Origin of the sequence: Streptomyces poriferorum, from assembly GCF_019399235.1 — a bacterium.
Lineage (GTDB): Bacteria > Actinomycetota > Actinomycetes > Streptomycetales > Streptomycetaceae > Streptomyces > Streptomyces poriferorum.
Window position 1 is genome coordinate 1 of sequence record NZ_JAELVH010000121.1, and the last position, 18,410, is coordinate 18,410.

18 protein-coding genes are annotated in these 18,410 nt (G+C 70.8%); 5 read left to right on the plus strand and 13 right to left on the minus strand.

What is annotated here, in order from left to right:
* Positions 1 to 153 precede the first annotated feature (153 nt).
* The 3 genes from JGS39_RS21160 to JGS39_RS21170 are packed head-to-tail and all read right to left on the minus strand — an operon-like array spanning position 154 to position 2,595.
* Positions 154 to 819 (minus strand): vWA domain-containing protein, encoded by a 666-nt coding sequence (locus tag JGS39_RS21160; protein WP_219570804.1) that lies wholly within the window; start codon positions 817 to 819, stop codon positions 154 to 156.
* A gap of 25 nt (positions 820 to 844) precedes the next feature.
* Positions 845 to 1,330, minus strand: coding sequence for a hypothetical protein (locus JGS39_RS21165; RefSeq protein WP_219570806.1), 486 nt, complete (start codon positions 1,328 to 1,330; stop codon positions 845 to 847).
* Positions 1,327 to 2,595: a methyl-accepting chemotaxis protein gene (locus JGS39_RS21170; protein ID WP_219570808.1), complete on the minus strand. Its 1,269-nt coding sequence runs from the start codon at positions 2,593 to 2,595 to the stop codon at positions 1,327 to 1,329. The genes JGS39_RS21165 and JGS39_RS21170 overlap by 4 nt, the downstream gene beginning before the upstream one ends.
* Before the next feature lie 200 nt (positions 2,596 to 2,795).
* Between JGS39_RS21170 and JGS39_RS21175 the strand changes: the two genes are divergently transcribed.
* Positions 2,796 to 3,515: a tellurium resistance protein TerA gene (locus tag JGS39_RS21175; protein ID WP_219570809.1), complete on the plus strand. Its 720-nt coding sequence runs from the start codon at positions 2,796 to 2,798 to the stop codon at positions 3,513 to 3,515.
* Positions 3,516 to 3,737: 222 nt separating this feature from the next.
* On the opposite strand, the gene JGS39_RS21180 is transcribed toward JGS39_RS21175, so the two are convergent.
* Entirely contained in the window at positions 3,738 to 4,895 is a 1,158-nt protein-coding gene (locus tag JGS39_RS21180; protein WP_219570827.1) for an acyl-CoA dehydrogenase family protein, read from the minus strand.
* Positions 4,896 to 5,069: 174 nt separating this feature from the next.
* Here JGS39_RS21180 and JGS39_RS21185 point away from each other — a divergent pair, with 174 nt between their 5' ends.
* Positions 5,070 to 6,413, plus strand: a complete 1,344-nt coding sequence (locus JGS39_RS21185) for a UDP-glucose dehydrogenase family protein (RefSeq protein ID WP_219570811.1) — start codon at positions 5,070 to 5,072, stop codon at positions 6,411 to 6,413.
* Positions 6,414 to 6,541: 128 nt separating this feature from the next.
* Here JGS39_RS21185 and JGS39_RS21190 read toward each other — a convergent pair whose 3' ends face one another.
* Positions 6,542 to 7,054, minus strand: a complete 513-nt coding sequence (locus tag JGS39_RS21190) for a CGNR zinc finger domain-containing protein (protein ID WP_219570813.1) — start codon at positions 7,052 to 7,054, stop codon at positions 6,542 to 6,544.
* Between the two features lie 102 nt (positions 7,055 to 7,156).
* On the opposite strand from JGS39_RS21190, the gene JGS39_RS21195 reads away from it, so the two are divergent.
* Entirely contained in the window at positions 7,157 to 7,516 is a 360-nt protein-coding gene (locus JGS39_RS21195; RefSeq protein WP_219570815.1) for a VOC family protein, read from the plus strand.
* Positions 7,517 to 7,544: 28 nt separating this feature from the next.
* Here the strand turns inward: JGS39_RS21195 and JGS39_RS21200 are convergent, their stop codons facing one another.
* The 3 genes from JGS39_RS21200 to JGS39_RS21210 are packed head-to-tail and all read right to left on the minus strand — an operon-like array spanning position 7,545 to position 10,422.
* Entirely contained in the window at positions 7,545 to 8,741 is a 1,197-nt protein-coding gene (locus JGS39_RS21200) for a dipeptidase (protein WP_219570817.1), read from the minus strand.
* Between the two features lie 5 nt (positions 8,742 to 8,746).
* On the minus strand, positions 8,747 to 9,286 hold the full coding sequence (gene purE / locus JGS39_RS21205; protein ID WP_219570819.1) for a 5-(carboxyamino)imidazole ribonucleotide mutase: 540 nt from the start codon (positions 9,284 to 9,286) through the stop codon (positions 8,747 to 8,749).
* Positions 9,283 to 10,422, minus strand: a complete 1,140-nt coding sequence (locus tag JGS39_RS21210) for a 5-(carboxyamino)imidazole ribonucleotide synthase (RefSeq protein WP_219570820.1) — start codon at positions 10,420 to 10,422, stop codon at positions 9,283 to 9,285. Before JGS39_RS21210 ends, purE begins: the two co-directional genes overlap by 4 nt.
* Before the next feature lie 201 nt (positions 10,423 to 10,623).
* On the opposite strand from JGS39_RS21210, the gene JGS39_RS21215 reads away from it, so the two are divergent.
* Complete coding sequence (locus JGS39_RS21215) at positions 10,624 to 11,187, plus strand: GtrA family protein (protein ID WP_219570828.1); 564 nt, start codon at positions 10,624 to 10,626, stop codon at positions 11,185 to 11,187.
* Positions 11,188 to 11,191: 4 nt separating this feature from the next.
* On the opposite strand, the gene JGS39_RS21220 is transcribed toward JGS39_RS21215, so the two are convergent.
* Complete coding sequence (locus JGS39_RS21220) at positions 11,192 to 12,457, minus strand: sensor histidine kinase (RefSeq protein ID WP_219570822.1); 1,266 nt, start codon at positions 12,455 to 12,457, stop codon at positions 11,192 to 11,194.
* A gap of 15 nt (positions 12,458 to 12,472) precedes the next feature.
* The gene (locus tag JGS39_RS21225; RefSeq protein ID WP_018524728.1) at positions 12,473 to 13,150 is read right to left on the minus strand and encodes a response regulator transcription factor; all 678 of its coding nucleotides are present in this window, start codon (positions 13,148 to 13,150) and stop codon (positions 12,473 to 12,475) included.
* Positions 13,151 to 13,570: 420 nt separating this feature from the next.
* Here JGS39_RS21225 and JGS39_RS21230 point away from each other — a divergent pair, with 420 nt between their 5' ends.
* Positions 13,571 to 15,067 (plus strand): peptide MFS transporter, encoded by a 1,497-nt coding sequence (locus JGS39_RS21230; protein WP_219570824.1) that lies wholly within the window; start codon positions 13,571 to 13,573, stop codon positions 15,065 to 15,067.
* A gap of 80 nt (positions 15,068 to 15,147) precedes the next feature.
* Here JGS39_RS21230 and JGS39_RS21235 read toward each other — a convergent pair whose 3' ends face one another.
* The 3 genes from JGS39_RS21235 to JGS39_RS21245 form a co-directional block, all read right to left on the minus strand.
* Entirely contained in the window at positions 15,148 to 16,512 is a 1,365-nt protein-coding gene (locus JGS39_RS21235; RefSeq protein ID WP_219570830.1) for a hypothetical protein, read from the minus strand.
* 38 nt (positions 16,513 to 16,550) lie between these two features.
* On the minus strand, positions 16,551 to 17,681 hold the full coding sequence (locus JGS39_RS21240) for a hypothetical protein (RefSeq protein ID WP_371930376.1): 1,131 nt from the start codon (positions 17,679 to 17,681) through the stop codon (positions 16,551 to 16,553).
* A partial coding sequence (locus JGS39_RS21245) for a COG1470 family protein (protein WP_219570825.1) occupies positions 17,678 to 18,410 on the minus strand: 733 nt, incomplete at its 5' end. The genes JGS39_RS21240 and JGS39_RS21245, both read right to left, overlap by 4 nt.

Sequence of the window (18,410 nt, forward strand, 5' to 3'; positions counted from 1 at the left end):
GGGTGCTGCGGTGACTGCGGGGACTGCTGGTGCCCGGTTGACACCACCGCCTCGACCGAACTCCACGTGTCCCGCAACGGGTCGTCGCTTCCGCCGGCCTCGCCGGACCCGGTTGCCGCCCCGCCCATCCCCTGCTGCTGCATCATCCCGTCCTCAGAGCTTGTCGAGGGACACGGTCGAGAAGCCCGGCACCGTCTCGTCGACCGCCAGTGTGAAGCCGGACCCGCCGTCGACGGAGATGCTGCTCGCCGACCGCACGATTGAACGGGTGAGGCTGGAGGCGAACTCGCGCAGCGCCTGGGCCGGTGACACCATCGCGTCCTTCTGCATGAACGCCCGGAAGTTGGCCACCTGACCGATCGTGGCCTCCTCGGCGTCACCGATGCCGAACGCGATGATCTTCGGGCAGAACCGGGACAGTTCCAGTTCCTTCAGCGCCTGCTCCCAGCCGTCGTCGGTGGGGATCCCGTCGGAGAGGAAGAAGGCCACCGGACGGTAGACCTCGTGCCCCTGGCCCTTGAGGGCGGCCACGTCGGACTCGATGCACCGCAGCAGTGTGCGGAAGGCGTCGCCGTACGACGTCAGGCCGCCGGCCGCCAGCGCCGGTACCTGGTCGATGTCGCTCAGGTCGACGAGCGGCTGCAGGACGGTGGCGTTGTCCGAGAACCCGATCAGGCAGAACCTGGTCTTGTCGGCGACCGTCGGATTGGTGCTGATCTCGTGGTGCAGCTCGGGAAGCGCGTTGTTGATGGCGTCTATCGGTCCGCCGGACATCGAGCCCGACTCGTCGCAGAGCAGGTAGAACGGAAGGATCTGCACGGTCTCGTACCTCCGGTGGTGCCGGTCAGTAGGTGTAGAAGTAGATCTCGATGTCGGCGTGGCCCGAAGAGGACCCGCCCTTCCAGAAGTCGCGCGTGGTGGCTCCCTTGAACATCTCCGGACGCGCCTTCGCCAGGAGGGAGTTGACCTCGTGGGCGTAGGCTCCGCCGGCTCCCGGATCCGCATGGCGTCCGAAGGTGAGGACGAACGCGGCCTGACGGCCCCGGTAGGCGGCCGTCGCGGCACGCAGCCGCTGCTCGATGCGCTGCCGGTCCCCCGGTGCGGCGTCGATGGACACCGTCACCGGCTTGTTCCGTACCGCGCGCGGGCCCTTGGGCTTCGGCGTCGCCGAGGGTTTCGGCTTCGCCGACGCGGAGGCGGCGGGCCTGGCCGCCGCTTCGGCGGCCAGCGGGTCACCCCGGTCTCCCATCGCCACCAGGGCGAGCACCAGCAGCATGTCGGCGAAGAGCCATCCCGCCAGGTGCAGCGGGTTGAAGCGGGGCGCCCTCATCGTGCGCTTCCGCGCGGCGGGACGGCGTCCTCGGGCTGGGGCGCCTTCTCCAGCCGCACCGCGGTCCGGCCCCGCCGGTCGGCCGGCGCCGGCACGGTTCGCAGCGCGTCCACGAGTACGCCGAACCGCTCCGCGACCTCGTGCAGCGCTCCCGCCTGGTCCGCCAGTCTGCGTACGACGTCCTGCGAGGCCGCGACGCCACGGGCCGACTCCTCGGCGACGTCGCCGAGCCGGGTCAGTACCTGCGCGGAGACATCGGACGCCACCTCGATGCCGGTGGTGAACGAACGCTGCGACGCGGCAAGTGTGTTGACCGAGTCCTCCACGCGGTCACCGGCCGAGTCGAGGACGTCCCGCACGGCGCCGCTGACGTCCCGGACGTCCTCAAGCGCCCTGCGCACCATGACGCCGCTGCCGCTCACCGCGGTCTCGACCTGCTTGCCGCCGTCCCGGACGGCCTCCGCGATGCGGTCCGCCGCGTCCTCCAGCGGACGTACCGAGCTGTCGATCCCGGCGAGGCGGCCCTCGGCCTTCTCCACCGCACCGCCCACCACGACCGCCGCGGCCGCGAGTTCCTTCTGCGCCTTGGCCGCGCGGTTGCCGAGACGGGTCAGCGTGGCGGCCGCCTCGGTGAGCTCGGCGGCGAACCGTACCGGTGACGACAAACGGTGTGTGTTCAACACGAGCTGAGCACGCGTCAGTACGGGAACGAGGCGTCTGCTCAACTGCTCCGCGTCGCGCTGGGCACTCTCCTCGCGGCGGGTGACGGAGGACTTGCGCAGGCCGTGGACCAGTACGAGCGCGAAGAGCAGCGCGATCGCGGACGTCGCCCCCATCGCGACATGGCCGAAGGTGAACGCGCCGGTGAGATGGCCCTCGAAGCCGGACTGCCACAGCTGCAGGAAGGGCCTGGAGGCGGCCTTCGGATCGGCGCCCGTCAGGGCCTGGTAGGCGCTGGACGCCTGCGTCAGGCCGTACCACGTCATCATGAGCGGCACGAAGACCAGCGCCCCGAGCAGCGCCTCCAGCCAGGACCACGCCCGGTGCTCCTCGGCGCCGGCGCCCACGAGGTCGACGCTCTCCGGCCGGGCGTACGCGTGCAGCAGATCCAGGTCCGTCCACGGGTCCAGATCCTGCGTCGTGCCGGTGAACGCATCGGCCAGTGCGGAGAGTTCGGATTTCCTGGGAGCGAGCCCGGGCTCGGTGGCGAGCTCCCGGATCTTCCGCGCAATATCCTGACGGTCCATCAACGCGCTTACGGACATGCCCATCCCTCTGAGAGAAACTCAGGGGACTCCCCACTTCGCGTCTCTCGCTCCCCAGCGATCACGAAACGCCCGCCCCCCGCACAGCGGCACTCACGTGCAGTACCTCCGTGGGCGCAGAGCGTACCGCAGGGCCCTTCGGCTCAGGCATACAATCCAGAGCCTCGTTCCCGACGGAACGCCTGGCGCTGGGGGGCCTCATGGGTACCGATGACAGACCGCGTGGCGTGATCCGGCTGGGTGGCCCGGCCGGCGGCTCCCGGACCGGCCCCGTACCGGCGCCCACGACCGGCGGCGATCCGCGTCCGGCCGAACTGACGCGGGGCGCGCCGGACGGACGGTTCGGCGGAAGGGGTGCACTTCAGGCCAATCTCAACTGGCTCCCGGGTCCGGGCGCCGATGTGAACCTGTGCTGCCTCGTCTCGTTCAGGGACGGGAGGGTGCAGGTGGTGCAGTCCCTGGGCGACGACTACGGGTCGCTCACCGCGTGGCCGTACGTCGCCCTCGACCAGGACGACCGGACAGGGGCATCGTCCGACGGCGAGACGCTCCGGGTGAACCCGCAGCATCGCGCGCTCTTCGACCGGCTGCTGTTCTTCGTCTACCTCTACGAGGGCGCCGCCGACTTCCGCAGCCTCGGCGCGACGGCGACGGTCACCGCACCGGGCGACGCGGGCCGCCGGATCCTGCTCGACGAATCCCCCGCAGGGTCGGTCGCCTGCGCCATCGCCCTCGTCACCCCGGACACCAACGGCTTCCGGGTCCGCCGGGAGGTCCGCTGGTTCCCCGGCCATCCGGAGGTGTCGCCGCACGAGCAGATCGACCGGGCGTACGGCTTCGGGGTCGAGTGGACCATGATGGAGAAGCCACCCCGCCGGCCGGTGGACCCGCGGCGCGGAGGCCCCGGCCGAACGCGATGACGACCACGGCCGTACGGCCCGCCACCGGCCCGGATCACAGACGGCGGTCCCGGCCGTACGCCCCGCCACCGGCCCGGGCCGCAAGCGATGTGCCCCTCCACCGGCCCTGACCACAAACGACGCGCCCCGCTACCGGCCCTGACCACAAACGACGCGCCCCGCCACCGGAACGGTCCGGGTGCGGGGCGCTGAGCCGTGTCGGTGCGCGGGTGCGCGACTCCGTTACGGCAGGTTGCGGGCCATGACGATCCGCTGGACCTGGTTCGTGCCCTCGTAGATCTGGGTGATCTTGGCGTCGCGCATCATGCGCTCCACCGGGTAGTCCCGCGTGTAGCCGTAGCCGCCGAGCAGCTGGACCGCGTCCGTGGTGATCTCCATCGCGACGTCGGAGGCGAAGCACTTGGCCGCGGCGCCGAAGAACGTGAGGTCGGAGTCGAGGCGCTCGGACTTGGCGGCGGCCGAGTAGGTGAGCTGGCGGGCCGCCTCCAGCTTCATGGCCATGTCGGCGAGCATGAACTGGACGCCCTGGAAGTCACCGATCGGCTTGCCGAACTGCTTGCGCTCCTGGACGTAGCCCTTGGCGTAGTCGAGGGCGCCCTGGGCGACGCCGAGTGCCTGGGCCGCGATCGTGATGCGGGTGTGGTCCAGGGTCTTCATCGCGGTGGCGAAGCCGGTGCCCTCCTCGCCGATCATGCGGTCGGCGGGGATGCGGACGTTGTCGAAGTAGACCTCGCGGGTCGGGGAGCCCTTGATGCCGAGCTTCTTCTCCGGGGCGCCGAAGGAGACACCCTCGTCCGACTTCTCGACGACGAAGGCCGAGATGCCCTTGGAGCGCTTGGTCGGGTCGGTGACCGCCATGACCGTGTAGTACTCGGAGACGCCCGCGTTGGTGATCCAGCGCTTCACGCCGTTGAGGACCCAGAAGTCGCCGTCGCGGACGGCCTTGGTCTTCATACCGGCGGCGTCGGAGCCCGCGTCCGGCTCGGAGAGGGCGTACGAGAACATCGCGTCGCCCTTGGCGAGCGGGCCCAGGTACTTCTTCTTGAGGTCCTCGGAGCCGGAGAGGATCACCGGGAGCGAGCCGAGCTTGTTCACGGCCGGGATGAGGGAGGAGGAGACGCAGGCGCGGGCCACCTCCTCGATCACGATGACCGTGGCGAGCGCGTCGGCGCCGGCGCCGCCGTACTCCTCCGGGACGTGGACCGCGTGCAGGTCGGCGGCGGTGAGGGCGTCCAGCGCCTCCTGCGGGAAGCGGGCCTCCTCGTCGACCGCGGCCGCGAACGGGGCGATCTTCGCCTCGGCGAGCGCACGCACCGTCTCACGGAGCATGTCGTGCTCCTCGGCCGGACGGTACAGGTCGAAATCGGTCGAACCCGCCAAGACGCTCACTCCCCATGATGCTAACTACCGTTAAGTAACCCAATTTTAGGCGCGTAACCCGGCACAGGCATACGTGCTGGGGCCGTGAGCTTCACGACAGCCGGAATGGGACGTTTCAAAGGCAGGACTATGCTCGTTCACCGCACGTCTGTCCGCATCTCACAGGAGCACTACATGGCCCTCAGGATCACTGTGATCGGCACCGGCTATCTCGGCGCCACCCACGCCGCGGCCATGGCGGAACTGGGCTTCGAGGTCCTGGGGCTCGACATCGTGCCCGAGAAGATCGAGATGCTGTCCGCCGGCCGGGTCCCGATGTACGAGCCGGGGCTGGAAGAGATCCTGAAGAAGCACGTCGCGGGTATCGAGGGATCCAGCGGGCGGCTGCGGTTCACCACCTCGTGGGAAGAGGTCGCGGAATTCGGCGACGTGCATTTCGTCTGCACCAATACGCCGCAGAAGCACGGTGAGTACGCGTGCGACATGAGCTACGTCGAGAGCGCCTTCGACTCGCTGGCCCCTCTGCTGACCCGGCCCGTCCTGGTCGTCGGCAAGTCCACCGTGCCGGTCGGCTCCGCGGCCCGGCTCGCCGCCCGGCTCGTCGAGCTCGCGCCCGTGGGCGAAGGGGCCGAGCTGGCCTGGAACCCTGAGTTCCTGCGCGAGGGCTTCGCCGTCAACGACACCCTGCACCCGGACCGGATCGTCGTCGGCGTAGAGAGCGAGCGCGCCGAGAAGCTGCTGCGCGAGGTGTACGCCGGGCCGCTCGCGGAAGGGTCCCCGTTCGTCGTGACGGACTTCCCGACCGCCGAACTGGTGAAGACCTCCGCCAACTCCTTCCTCGCCACCAAGATCTCGTTCATCAACGCCATGGCGGAGGTCTGCGAGGCCGCCGACGGCGACGTGGTGAAGCTGGCCGAGGCGATCGGGCACGACGAGCGCATCGGGAAGAAGTTCCTTCGGGCCGGCATCGGCTTCGGCGGCGGCTGCCTCCCCAAGGACATCCGTGCCTTCATGGCACGCGCCGGTGAGCTGGGCGCCGACCAGGCGCTGACCTTCCTCCGCGAGGTCGACTCCATCAACATGCGCCGCCGCGGCCACATGGTGGAGCTGGCCCGCGAGGCCGTGGGCGGCAGCTCGTTCCTCGGCAAGCGGGTCGCCGTGCTGGGCGCGACGTTCAAGCCGGACTCGGACGACGTACGCGACTCGCCCGCTCTGAACGTGGCCGGACAGATCCACCTCCAGGGCGGACAGGTCACGGTCTTCGACCCGAAGGGCATGGACAACGCCCGGCGGCTCTTCCCCACCCTGGGTTACGCCGACACCGCGCTGGACGCGGTGCGCGGCGCGGATGTCGTCCTGCACCTGACCGAGTGGCGCGAGTTCCGCGAGCTGGACCCGGAGGCGCTGGGCGAGGCCGTCGGCCGCCGCATCATCCTGGACGGGCGCAACGCCCTGGACCCGGCGGTGTGGCGCGGGGCCGGGTGGACGTACCGGGCGATGGGACGGCCGAAGGCCTGAGCCCCGCCGCCCGGCCGCGCCTCGCCGAGGGGCCCAGAACCGCCTTCTCCTGAGCCGCGCCTTGCCCTTAGGCCTGAGAACCGCCTTCTCCTGAGCCGCGCCTCGCCGAAGCCTGGGCCCTCAGCCCCTCAGCCCCGCTTCGCGCGGTACGTGCGCATCTTCGCGCGGGCGCCGCACACCGACATCGAGCACCAGCGGCGGCGCCCCGCCGGGCTGCGGTCGTAGTACGCCCAGCGGCAGTCCGCCGCCTCGCACACCTTGAGCCGGGCCCAGGTGCCGTCGGCCGACGCGGCGGCGACGGCCACGGCTACGCGGGCGGTCAGCCCGGGCGGCTCCTCCACGGGGCGCAGCGAAGCCGCGCCGTCCGCGTCCACGGCGACGCGCAGGGGCGCGTCCGCGAGCAGAGCGTCGAGCAGGGACGCCGAGGCGCCTTCGGGCGGGCGGTGGCCCGCGTGGGCGAGGCAGACGGCGCGCAGGGCCTCGCGGAGGGTGCGGGCCGCCTGGGCGTCCGGCCCCGCGATCGCGAGTGCGGCGCACCCGGCGGCCGTGTCGAGGGTGTCCGCACCGGTCTCGACGTTCAGGGTGTTGACCAGGGCCTCGACCAGCGCGAGTCCGCCGGGCGCTGAGTCCCTCTCATTCATGGTTGCGACGTTACCTCCATTGCGGGAGCATGCAGTAACGGTGACCGGTTGAGCTCCCTTACCGGTAACCACGTGTCCGCATCTGCCCGAGGAGGAAACGTCATGGCTGTAGCCAAGCTGGGTGCCGTCGTCCTGGACTGCCTGGACCCCGTCGCCCTGGCCGGCTTCTACGCCGAGCTGCTCGGCGGAGAGGTCGAGCAGCAGGAGGGCTGGGTGGACCTCACCGGTGTCGCCGGCGCACCGCTCGCCTTCCAGACCGCGCCCGGCTTCGTACCGCCTCAGTGGCCGCGCGCGGACGCCTCGCAGCAGTTCCATCTGGACCTGACCGTGGAGGACCTGGACGCGGCGGAGAAGGAGGTGCTGGCGCTGGGCGCGACGGTGCTCGAAGCGGAGGACCGGCAGCGGACCTTCCGGGTGTACGCCGATCCGGCGGGGCACCCGTTCTGTCTCTGCGCCGGCTAGCCGGGGCGAGCGGCACCGCCCCGGGGGCTCAGGCCTTCGGGGCGTCCAGCTGCTCGATCGTGGCGTGGGACGGGCCGCGGCGGCTGCGCAGGTCCCGGGCCACGTCCTCGGCGGCGCGCAGCACCCGTACCGCGTTCTGCCAGGTGAGCTTGGCGAGGTCGGCGGTGGACCAGCCGCGGCCCAGGAGCTCCGCGATCAGGTTCGGGTAGCCGGCGACGTCTTCGAGGCCCTGCGGGAGGAACGCGGTGCCGTCGTAGTCGCCGCCGATGCCGATGTGGTCGATGCCTGCGACCTCGCGCATGTGGTCGAGGTGGTCGGCGATCGTGGCCACGGTCGCCATCGGGCGGGGGTTCGCCGCCTCGAAGGCGGCGTGGATCTTCATCCCGCGCTCGGTGGTGTCCAGGTGGTGCAGACCCTGGGCGCGCATGTTCTCGTCGGCGGACTTCGTCCAGGCGACGGCCTCGGGCAGCACGAACTTCGGTACGAAGGTCGCCATGGCGATGCCCCCGTTGGCCGGGAGCCGGCCGAGGACGTCGTCCGGGATGTTGCGCGGGTGGTCGCAGATCGCCCGCGCCGAGGAGTGCGAGAAGATCACCGGCGCGGTCGAGGTGGCGAGCGCGTCGCGCATGGTCGTCGCCGCGACGTGCGAGAGGTCGACCAGCATGCCGGTGCGGTTCATCTCCCGTACGACCTCGTGGCCGAAGGGCGAGAGCCCGCCGACGCCCGGGGCGTCCGTCGCCGAGTCCGCCCAGGCGATGTTGTCGTTGTGGGTGAGCGTCATGTAGCGGACGCCCAGGGTGTGCAGGGCGCGCAGGGTGCCGAGCGAGTTGTGGATGGAGTGGCCGCCCTCGGCCCCCATCAGGGACGCGATCCGGCCCTCGGAGCGGGCCGTCTCCATGTCGTCGGCCGTCAGGGCGCGGCGCAGGTCGGCGGGGTGGCGCTCCAGCAGTTCGGCGACGGCGTCGATCTGTTCCAGGGTGGCGGCGACGGCGTCGTCGCCCGCCATGTCGGACCGTACGTACACGGACCAGAACTGGGCTCCGACTCCCCCGGCGCGCAGCCGGGGGATGTCGGTGTGCAGGTGGGCCGACTGGTCGGTGGCGATGTCGCGGGCGTCCAGGTCGTAGCCGACCTGTTCGCGCAACGCCCACGGCAGGTCGTTGTGGCCGTCGACGACGGGGTACTCGGCGAGGAGTTCCCGGGCGCGGTCCAGTCGGTCCGTCACGGTTCCTACTTTCCGAAGCCGAAGGTGTCGGGGTTCCCGACCTTGCTGCGCAGGCGCTTGCCCTTCTCGGTGGCCTGGTCGTTCAGGTCCGAGAGGAACTCGGTCATGCGGGCCTGCAGCTCGGCGTCGTGCGCGGCGAGGATGCGGACGGCCAGCAGGCCGGCGTTGCGCGCACCCGCGATGGAGACGGTGGCGACCGGGATACCGGCGGGCATCTGCACGATGGACATGAGGCTGTCCATGCCGTCCAGGTACTTCAGCGGGACCGGCACGCCGATGACGGGCAGCGGGGTGACGGAGGCGAGCATGCCGGGCAGGTGGGCCGCGCCGCCCGCTCCGGCGATGATCGCCCGGAGGCCGCGGCCGGCGGCCTCCTCGCCGTACGCGATCATCTCGCGCGGCATGCGGTGGGCGGAGACGACGTCGACCTCGTACGGGATCTCGAACTCGTCGAGCGCCTTGGCCGCCGCTTCCATGACGGGCCAGTCGGAGTCCGAGCCCATGACGATGCCGACGACCGGCGCGGTGGAGGCGGGGGAAGTCATTCGGTGATCGTTCCTCGCAGGTAGTCGGCCGCGTGCCGGGCGCGCTCGCACACGTCCGCCAGATCGTCGCCGTAGGTGTTGACGTGTCCGACCTTGCGGCCGGGCTTCACGTCCTTGCCGTACATGTGGATCTTGAGCTGCGGGTCGCGGGCCATGCAGTGCAGGTACGCCTGGTACATGTCCGGGAAGTCGCCGCCCAGCACGTTGGACATGACCGTCCAGGTGGCGCGGGGGCGCGGGTCGCCGAGCGGAAGGTCCAGGACTGCCCGGACGTGGTTGGCGAACTGCGAGGTGATCGCGCCGTCCTGGGTCCAGTGCCCGGAGTTGTGCGGGCGCATCGCCAGTTCGTTGACGAGGATCTGCCCGTCGCGGGTCTCGAAGAGCTCCACGGCGAGGTGACCGACGACGCCGAGCTCGGCGGCGATACGGAGCGCGAGCTGCTGGGCCTCGCCTCCGAGCCTCTCGCTCAGCTCGGGGGCCGGGGCGATGACCGTGTCGCAGACGCCGTCGACCTGGATCGACTCGACGACCGGGTAGGCCACGGCCTGGCCGTGCGGCGAGCGGACGATGTTGGCCGCCAGCTCCCGTACGAAGTCGACCTTCTCCTCGGCGAGGACCGGGACGCCGGCCCGGAAGGGATCGGCCGCGTCCGCCTCGGAGCGGACCACCCAGACGCCCTTGCCGTCGTAGCCGCCGCGCACGGTCTTGAGGATGACCGGGAAGCCACCGACCTCTTCGGCGAAGGCCGCGGCGTCGGCCGGGTCCTTCACGATGCGGTGGCGGGGGCAGGGCGCGCCGATCTCGGTGAGCTTCGCGCGCATCACCCCCTTGTCCTGGGCGTGCACCAGTGCGTCGGGGCCGGGGCGCACGGGGATGCCGTCCGCCTCCAGGGCCCGCAGATGCTCGGTGGGCACGTGCTCGTGATCGAAGGTGATCACGTCACAGCCGCGCGCGAAGGCACGCAGCGTGTCCAGGTCGCGATAGTCGCCTACGACGACCTCGCTGACCACCTGGGCCGCCGAGTCCTGAGCGGTGTCACTGAGGAGCTTGAACTTGATGCCGAGGGGGATGCCCGCCTCGTGGGTCATACGGGCGAGCTGACCGCCACCGACCATGCCGACTACCGGGAACGTCACTCCTCCAGGGTATCCGCACCCTCCGGGAGCACCGGACGATGCCCCCGTGCGGCTGCCCGCGGGTGGCCGGGGAGGAGGCTCCGGGTGTCACGGCCCTGCCACACATGCCCCCGTACTCACAGGCAGCCGACGGGCCGCCTGGTTAGCATGGCTGGGTTGACGGAACCTGAAGCCGAACCGACAGACGGGCTGAGCGATCACATGAGCGAACGGGGCGCACTGCGGGCCCGGCTGGATCTGCTGGCCCGGGAGGTCGCCAAATTCGGCGTCGTCGGCGCGGTCGGCCTGGTCGTCAATATCGGCGTATCGAACCTGCTGTGGCGCTACACGGACATTCCCACGGTGCGGGCCGGCCTGATGGCGACGTTCGTCGCGATCCTCTTCAACTACGTCGGCTTCCGCTACTGGACGTACCGGGACCGCGACAAGAGCGGCCGGACCCGGGAACTGACACTGTTCCTGCTGTTCAGCGCTGTGGGCGCCGTCATCGAGACCGGTGTGCTGTACGCGGCGACGTACGGGTTCGGCTGGAACTCCCCGGTCCAGAGCAATGTCTTCAAGATCCTCGGAATCGGCATCGCGACCATGTTCCGCTTCTGGTCCTACCGGACGTGGGTCTTCAGGGCGCTGCCTGACAAAGACGTGGCCGTGAATGACGTGGTCGTGGGCGCGGAGGACGCCGCGCTGCCGGGACCGGCCGTTTCCGTACCGGCACCCGCGCCGGCCGCCGCCGTGCGGGTCGAGGCGGATTCCGCCCGGCGGTAGCCGGTCATCGCACCGGGCGTTCCGGTTCGTCCCGGTCCAGGGCCACCTGGCTGAGGAAGAGCGCGAAGACCGGGGGCTGCTGCTGGAGCAGTTCCAGCCGGCCGCCGTCCGCCTCGGCGAGGTCGCGGGCCACCGCGAGGCCGATGCCCGTGGAGTTGCGCCCGCTGATGGTCCGCTCGAAGATCCGGGATCCCAGGTCGACCGGGACGCCCGGGCCCTCGTCCGTCACCTCGATGACCGCCTGGTTGCCGGTGACCCTGGTGCGCAGCGCGACCGTGCCGCCGCCGTGCATGAGTGAGTTCTCGATCAGCGCGGCGAGCACCTGGGCGACCGCGCCCGGTGTGCCGACGGCGCGCAGCCCCTTCTTGCCGGAGCGGACGACGGCCCGGCCCTCGCTCCGGTAGGCCGGGCGCCACTCCTCGATCTGCTGCTTGACGATCTCGTCGAGGTCGAAGACGACGGCGGAGCCGGTCCGCGGGTCCCGGGCATTGGTCAGCAGCCGCTGGACCACGTCCGTGAGCCGCTCGACCTGGGTGAGGGCGATGTTCGCCTCCTCCTTGACCGTCTCCGGGTCGTCCGTGACGGAGATCTCCTCGATCCGCATGGAGAGCGCGGTAAGGGGCGTGCGGAGCTGGTGGGAGGCGTCGGCGGCGAGCCGGCGCTCGGCGGTGAGCATCCGGGCGATGCGTTCCGCGGAGGAGTCCAGGACGTCGGCGACGCGGTCCAGTTCCGGCACCCCGTACCGCTTGTGGCGCGGGCGCGGGTCGCCCGATCCCAGGCGTTCCGCGGTCTCGGCGAGGTCGGTGAGCGGCGAGGTCAGCTTGTTGGCCTGGCGTACGGCCAGGAGCACGGCGGAGACGATGGCCAGCAGCGCCACCGCGCCGATGATCATCAGGGTGCGGCCGACCTCGCGGGTGACGGAGGAGCGGGACTCCTCGACGGTGACCCTCTCGCCGTGCTCGCCCACCTCCGTGGCGCTGATCACGCTGCCGCTGGGGCGCTCACCGACCTCGATGGGGGCGCGTCCGGGCATCTTGACCAGGGCGTAGCGCGTGTCGTCGATCTGTTCGGCCAGCACACCGGGGTTGATCCGCTCGGCGCCCAGGAGCCGGCTCTCGATCACACTGATCAGCCGCAGCGCCTCGGAGTCGACGCTCTCCTGGGCGCTGCTGCTGATGGTGCGGGTCTCGACGATGACGAGGGAGACGCCGAATACGGCGATCACCACGAGCACCACGGCGAGGGTGGAGTTGATCAGGCGTCGGCGCATGACTGCTTCTGTACGTCAGCTCTTCTCGAAGCGGAAGCCGACGCCCCGGACGGTGGCGATGTAGCGGGGATTGGCGGCGTCGTCCCCGAGCTTCTTGCGGAGCCAGGAGATGTGCATGTCGAGGGTCTTGGTGGACGACCACCAGGTGGTGTCCCAGACCTCGCGCATCAGCTGGTCCCGCGTGACGACGCGGCCCGCGTCCCGGACCAGGACCCGCAGCAGGTCGAACTCCTTGGCGGTGAGCTGGAGTTCCTCGTCGCCCATCCAGGCCCTGTGCGACTCGACGTCGATCCTGACGCCGTGGGTGGCGGGCTGGGGGGCGGGCTCGGTGGCGCCGCGGCGCAGCAGGGCCCGGACCCGGGCCAGGAGCTCGGCGAGCCGGAAGGGCTTGGTGACGTAGTCGTCGGCGCCGGCGTCGAGGCCGACGACGGTGTCCACCTCGTCGGCCCGGGCGGTGAGCACCAGGACCGGCACGGTGTGGCCCTCGGCGCGGAGCCTGCGGGCGACTTCGAGGCCGTCCATCCCGGGCAGCCCCAGGTCGAGCACGACCAGGTCGATGCCGCCCTGGAGGCCGGCGTCGAGCGCGGTCGGGCCGTCTTCGCGGACCTCGACCTCGTAACCCTCCCGACGCAGGGCGCGGGCCAGTGGCTCCGAGATGGATGCGTCGTCCTCGGCGAGCAGTACACGGGTCATGGAGTGATGGTAGTCCGCGCGGACGACAAGGCGTGAGGTGATCCGGAAGCCCTGCGGGTCTGCGACCCGTTCACGCCTGGACCTTCGAATGTGGGAGTGTGGTTGCACCTGGACCTGTGATCCATCTCTCAAGTCCTTCCATATGCCGCTCAGTCGTGTCGTATGGTGTTTCAACGCCTGTTGCACTACTCAAGGACCTTTGGGCAGCTATGAGCGCTCGAGGGTCCTTTTGCATGTGCAGGGCTGGTACCCGCCAGTCCGGAATCTCAGTGAATGACCTGTGGGCCGGGCCCGTACGCCGACGAAGGCGCTCCGGGCGTGGATCCCGACGCGGTGGGCGTACCCGTGTCGGTGCCGGCCTCCCCCCACCGGGCGCGTACGGCTTACGAGCGACGCGTCCCGAGCAAGCAAGGATCGATCATGGCGTCCAGCCTGACGAAGGACCCGGCGAGCACCGCGGGTGGCGAGAAGACCTTCTTCGGCCACCCTCGCGGCCTGGCCACGCTCTTCATGACCGAGATGTGGGAGCGCTACAGCTTCTACGGCATGAAGGCACTGCTCCCGCTGTACCTGATCGCGCCCGGCGGCATGCACATGAGCGCCACCACGGCGACGGCGATCTACTCCGTCTACATGGCGATGGTCTACCTGCTCGCCATGCCCGGCGGCTGGATGGCCGACCGCTTCTGGGGGCCGCGCAAGACGGTCGCCATCGGTGGCGGTGTCGTCATCCTCGGCCACATCACGCTCGCCGTACCCAACTCGGCGTCCTTCTTCGCCGGCCTCGTGCTCGTGGCGCTGGGCTCCGGCCTGCTGAAGGCGAACATCTCCACGATGGTCGGCCACCTCTACAACGGCCCGGAGGATCCGCGCCGTGACGGTGGCTTCACGCTCTTCTACATCGGTATCAACCTCGGCGCCTTCCTCGCCCCGCTGACCATCGGCACGATCGGCGAGAACGTCAACTGGCACTTCGGCTTCGCGCTCGCCGCGATCGGCATGGCCCTGGGTCTCGCCCAGTTCATGCTCGGCACCCGCCACCTGAGCCCGGAGAGCGACGTCGTCTCCACTCCGGCGACGGAGCAGGAGAAGCGCTCGGTCCTGCGCAAGGGCCTGGTCTGGCTGATCGTCGCGGCGGTGTTCTACAGCCTGCTCGCGATCACCGGCAACTTCGCCGACTGGGCACTGCTGCCGATCACCGTCGCCGGGCTGATCATCCCGGTCGCCGTCCTGGTCCGCATGAAGCGCGACAAGGAACTGACGGACACCGAGCAGTCCAAGCTGTCGGGTTACATCTGGTTCTTCGTGGTCGCCGCCGTCTTCTGGATGATCTACGACCAGAACGGGTCGACCCTGTCGATCTTCGGTGAGAACTCGACGACGAACAGCGTGTTCGGCATCGACTTCCCCACGTCCTGGTACCAGTCGCTGAACCCGATCTTCATCATGGCGATCGCCCCCGTGGTCGCCTCGGGCTGGCTGTGGCTGAACAAGCGCGGCAAGGAGCCGAGCACCGCCGTCAAGTTCGCCTCCAGCCTCGTGCTGATCGGCATCTCCTTCGTCGTCTTCATGATCCCGCTGATCGACACCGCCGCCAACGGCGGCCGGGTCAGTCCGATGTGGCTGGTGGCGATCTACTTCATCCAGACCGTCGCCGAGCTCTGCCTGTCCCCGGTGGGGCTGTCGGTCACCACGAAGATGGCTCCGGCGAAGTACAGCTCCCAGATGATGGGTGTCTGGTTCCTCGCGGTCACCGCGGGTGACTCCGTGACCGGCCTCCTCACGTCCCCGCAGCTCGGGGTCGATCTGAACACAACGGCCGCCGTCGCCTTCGAGGCGGTCCTCGCGGTCATCGCAGGTGTCGGCATCTGGATGTACCGCAAGAAGGTCACGCAGCACATGAGCGACGCGAGCTGACCTCCCAGTTCCACGCGCAGGGGCCGCCGCACCGTTTCCACGGTGCGGCGGCCCCTTCCGTATGCGTACGGGGTCCGGTGTCAGCTCCGGCCCGAGCGCAGCCGGCGCCACGGGGTGAACGTGAACACGGCGCCGCCCAGCAGGATCGCCGTACCGGCGACCAGGCCGAGTGCGCGCAGGGCGCCGTTGTCCTCGGCACCCGTCGCCGCGAGCCCGCCGCCGGACGCCGTGCCGCCGCCCGCCGCCGCCGCTCCGCCGGAGCCCCCGGTGTCACCGCCGGAGGCACCGCCTTCCTGGGCGGTGGTGTCGAGTTCGAGGGATGCCTGCGGGGTGCCCTTGACCGTGCACGGAATGGTGATCTTCGAGCCTCCCAGCATGACGTCGATCGTCAGGGCGCCGGGGGTGAGCGTGGACTTGCCGGAGGCGCCCGGCTTGTACGTGCCGGTCATGTCGGTGAGGCTGACCGGCTTGTCCTTCTCCAGGGCCTTGGGGTTCCCCGGTCCGGTGACGGTCACGGAGCCCTTGTCGGCGCCGCCGATGACGATGTTCATGGACGGCTTGAGCGCGCCGGCGGGCAGCGGAGCCGGGCTGTCCATCACGTCCTTGGCGGTCTTGACCGTGAGCGCGTAGCTCCCGCCGCTCTTCTTGGCGTTGATCGTCACCTTGGAGGCGATGCCCTCCTGCGGCCCCGGCGACTTGCAGGCGAAGTTGACGACGACTTCCTTGCCCGGGAAGTCCGTGGCACCGCCGCTGCCGCCGGAGGCCGAACCGCCCGAGTCCGAACCGCCGGAGGTCGTGCCTCCGGAGGTCGTGCCTCCGGAGGTCGTACCGCCGCTGCTGGTGCCTCCGGAGGTCGTGCCGCCGCTGGTGGTGCCGCCGGAGGTCGTGCCTCCACTGGTGGTCGTACCGCCCGCGGTCGTGCCGCCGGTGGTGGATCCGCCGCCGTCCGTGACCTTGATCGTCGCGCCCGGCTGGACCGTCTCCTTCGGGGTGCACTTGGTGTCGGTGGAGATCGGCTTGGAGACGTTGAGGTTGTACGCGTCCGGCGTCAGCGTCAGGTCACCCGCCTTCTCCAGCTTCAGCGAGCCCTTCATGTCCGACATGATCATGGGACTGTTCCTGGGGATCGCCGGGTTCTGCCGCGGTCCCTCCATCTTCAGGTCGCCGGTCGCCGCGCCGCCCAGCTTGATGGTGCCGGTCGGCTTGACGGTGTCCTTGTCGAGATCGAGGACGTCGGGGTTGTCGGAGGCGCCCTGGATCGTCTTCCACACGACCTCGACGGTGTCCCCGACCTTGGCCTCGGCGGGCGCGGTCAGCTGCACCTTGGTGGTGCCCTGGACGGGCGGCAGTCCGGAGATGGCCGGGGGTATGCACTCCGTCTTGTACGAGATGTCGGCGGCCTGGGCCGGGCTCGCGGCCAGCAGCATGCCCGCCCCGCCGATCATCATCGCGACTCCCGCCGCGACCGTCCTGCGTTGCGTACTCACGAATGTCCCTTCGTCGTCGGTCTGTGCTCTGACGGTGCGGAATCAGGGGTGAACCACGGCAGCGTGGCCGTGGTGGTGCCCGGGGGCGGTGCGGGGCCCGCGGCCGGGGCCGGGGCGCGCCGCAGTTTCGGGAGCCTCGCTGTCACCGCGGCGCGCGGGGACGGGCTGCCTGCCCGCCGCCGGCCGGCGCCGTGTCCGGTGCGCGGCCGGACCTTGTCGACGATCGCCATGCCGATACGGAACACGGCCGCGGGCACGACCAGGCAGAGCAGGATCCAGAAGAGCGTCACGCCCCACGGGCGGCCGACCCCCCACGGCTGCTCGGCCAGCACCTTCGTGCCGTACTTCAGCGAGATCTGGTAGTCGCCGTGGGCACCGGCCGTCAGCTCGACGGGCAGCTCGATACGGGCCTTGCGGCCGGGCTCGACGGTCCCGCGCCACTGCCGCTCCTCCCACTGCGCGGCGTAGACGCCGTGCGCGGTGCCGACCTGGAAGACCGGGTCCTCGACCGGCGCGGAGCCCAGGTTGCCGACGGTGAACACGAGCCGCCGCGAGGGCGGGGCGCCGAACCAGGTCAGCAGCCCGCTGTCGCCCTCCAGCCGGGTCGCCGCGAGGACGGCGAGCTTCCCGTCACCGTTCTCCTTGGGGAGCGCGGCGACCGGGTGTCCGGCGACCACGAACACCGCGTCGGCCAGGGCCTGGTCGCCGGTGACCGTGGCGACATGGACCACGCAGGGGCACGGCGCGGGCGGCTCGGTGACCGGCATCTTCTTGGTGAAGGCACCCTTCTTGTCGGTCGTGACGGCCCGGCCTGCCGCGTTGGCGCAGGAGTTGGTGCCTCCGATCACGCCGCGCGCCGGGGTGGACTGCCCGCAGATCAGCATCATGAGCAGGGTGTCGGGCCGCCAGCCCTTGCCCTTGACGGTGATCTCGCCGCCCTTGCCCGCCTCCTTCTGCGAGAGCGTGACCGCTGGTTTCGGTTCTGCCGCGCTGCGCTCCCCGGCCCCGGCCCCGGTCGCGGTCAGCAGCAGGGCGGGCAGTATCGCGGCCAGCAGTACGGCGAGCAGCGCGGCCGCCCGCCCGCGGCCGTCGCTCCGGAATGCCGCCGGTCCGGTCCGTCCAGTCACGATTCCGCTCCCGCCTTCACCAAGTGCCTCTCGTCGGAGTGCTGTCGATGGTCCGGAGCCGGTGCGGCCCCGTCGTCGTGGGTGCTCCGCCGCGTCGCCCGCCTGCGCCGGAGGCCGTACACACCGGCGGCGACGACGCCCAGGAGGAGCAGTGCGCCGCCGGTCACGGGCGCCCAGGGCACGAAGGCCGCCGAGGCGGTCGCCTCGCCGTGCGCGCCGCCCGCCGCCGTGGCGCGCAGCCGTACGGTGACGGAGTCGAGGGCGGGGGCGTCCCGCCACGGTTCGGTGAGCCGCACCCGCTGACCGGGCAGGAGTTCCACCGGCAGAGTGCGGGCGTCGCGCCGCAGCAGGGCCCCGAACACGCCGTCCGCGCTGACGGACAGGCGCGGCACCAGGACCGCGTTGCCCCGGTTGACCAGCGTGTAGTGGATGGTCCCGCCGCCCACCGTGACGTCCTCCACCGTGAGTGCGGCCAGCGTGGGCCCGCCGACCCGCAGCTGGACCCGTACGCCCACCGAGCGGCCGCCGCTCTCGGCGACGATCGCGCCCGGGTGGTCACCGGGCAGCGCGTCCTCGGGCACGGTGAAGGAGACCGGCACATCGGCCCTGGTCCGGCCGGGCACCGTCACCTCGGTGCTCGCGGTCCGCAGCCAGGCCCCGGTCCCGGTGGAGCCGTGCGCCCCGCGCACCGCGAAGCCGCCGTCGCCGGTGTTGTAGGCGTCGGCGCCG

What these genes read in the sequence shown, in the direction of transcription:
- JGS39_RS21165 (WP_219570806.1), bottom strand. Translation starts at nt 1,330, where the DNA reads ATGAGGGCGCCCCGCTTCAACCCGCTGCACCTGGCGGGATGGCTCTTC.
- JGS39_RS21170 (WP_219570808.1), bottom strand. Translation starts at nt 2,595, where the DNA reads ATGTCCGTAAGCGCGTTGATGGACCGTCAGGATATTGCGCGGAAGATC.
- JGS39_RS21175 (WP_219570809.1), top strand. Translation starts at nt 2,796, where the DNA reads ATGGGTACCGATGACAGACCGCGTGGCGTGATCCGGCTGGGTGGCCCG.
- JGS39_RS21185 (WP_219570811.1), top strand. Translation starts at nt 5,070, where the DNA reads ATGGCCCTCAGGATCACTGTGATCGGCACCGGCTATCTCGGCGCCACC.
- JGS39_RS21190 (WP_219570813.1), bottom strand. Translation starts at nt 7,054, where the DNA reads ATGAATGAGAGGGACTCAGCGCCCGGCGGACTCGCGCTGGTCGAGGCC.
- JGS39_RS21195 (WP_219570815.1), top strand. Translation starts at nt 7,157, where the DNA reads ATGGCTGTAGCCAAGCTGGGTGCCGTCGTCCTGGACTGCCTGGACCCC.
- purE (WP_219570819.1), bottom strand. Translation starts at nt 9,286, where the DNA reads ATGACTTCCCCCGCCTCCACCGCGCCGGTCGTCGGCATCGTCATGGGC.
- JGS39_RS21215 (WP_219570828.1), top strand. Translation starts at nt 10,624, where the DNA reads ATGAGCGAACGGGGCGCACTGCGGGCCCGGCTGGATCTGCTGGCCCGG.
- JGS39_RS21220 (WP_219570822.1), bottom strand. Translation starts at nt 12,457, where the DNA reads ATGCGCCGACGCCTGATCAACTCCACCCTCGCCGTGGTGCTCGTGGTG.
- JGS39_RS21225 (WP_018524728.1), bottom strand. Translation starts at nt 13,150, where the DNA reads ATGACCCGTGTACTGCTCGCCGAGGACGACGCATCCATCTCGGAGCCA.
- JGS39_RS21230 (WP_219570824.1), top strand. Translation starts at nt 13,571, where the DNA reads ATGGCGTCCAGCCTGACGAAGGACCCGGCGAGCACCGCGGGTGGCGAG.
- JGS39_RS21235 (WP_219570830.1), bottom strand. Translation starts at nt 16,512, where the DNA reads ATGATCGGCGGGGCGGGCATGCTGCTGGCCGCGAGCCCGGCCCAGGCC.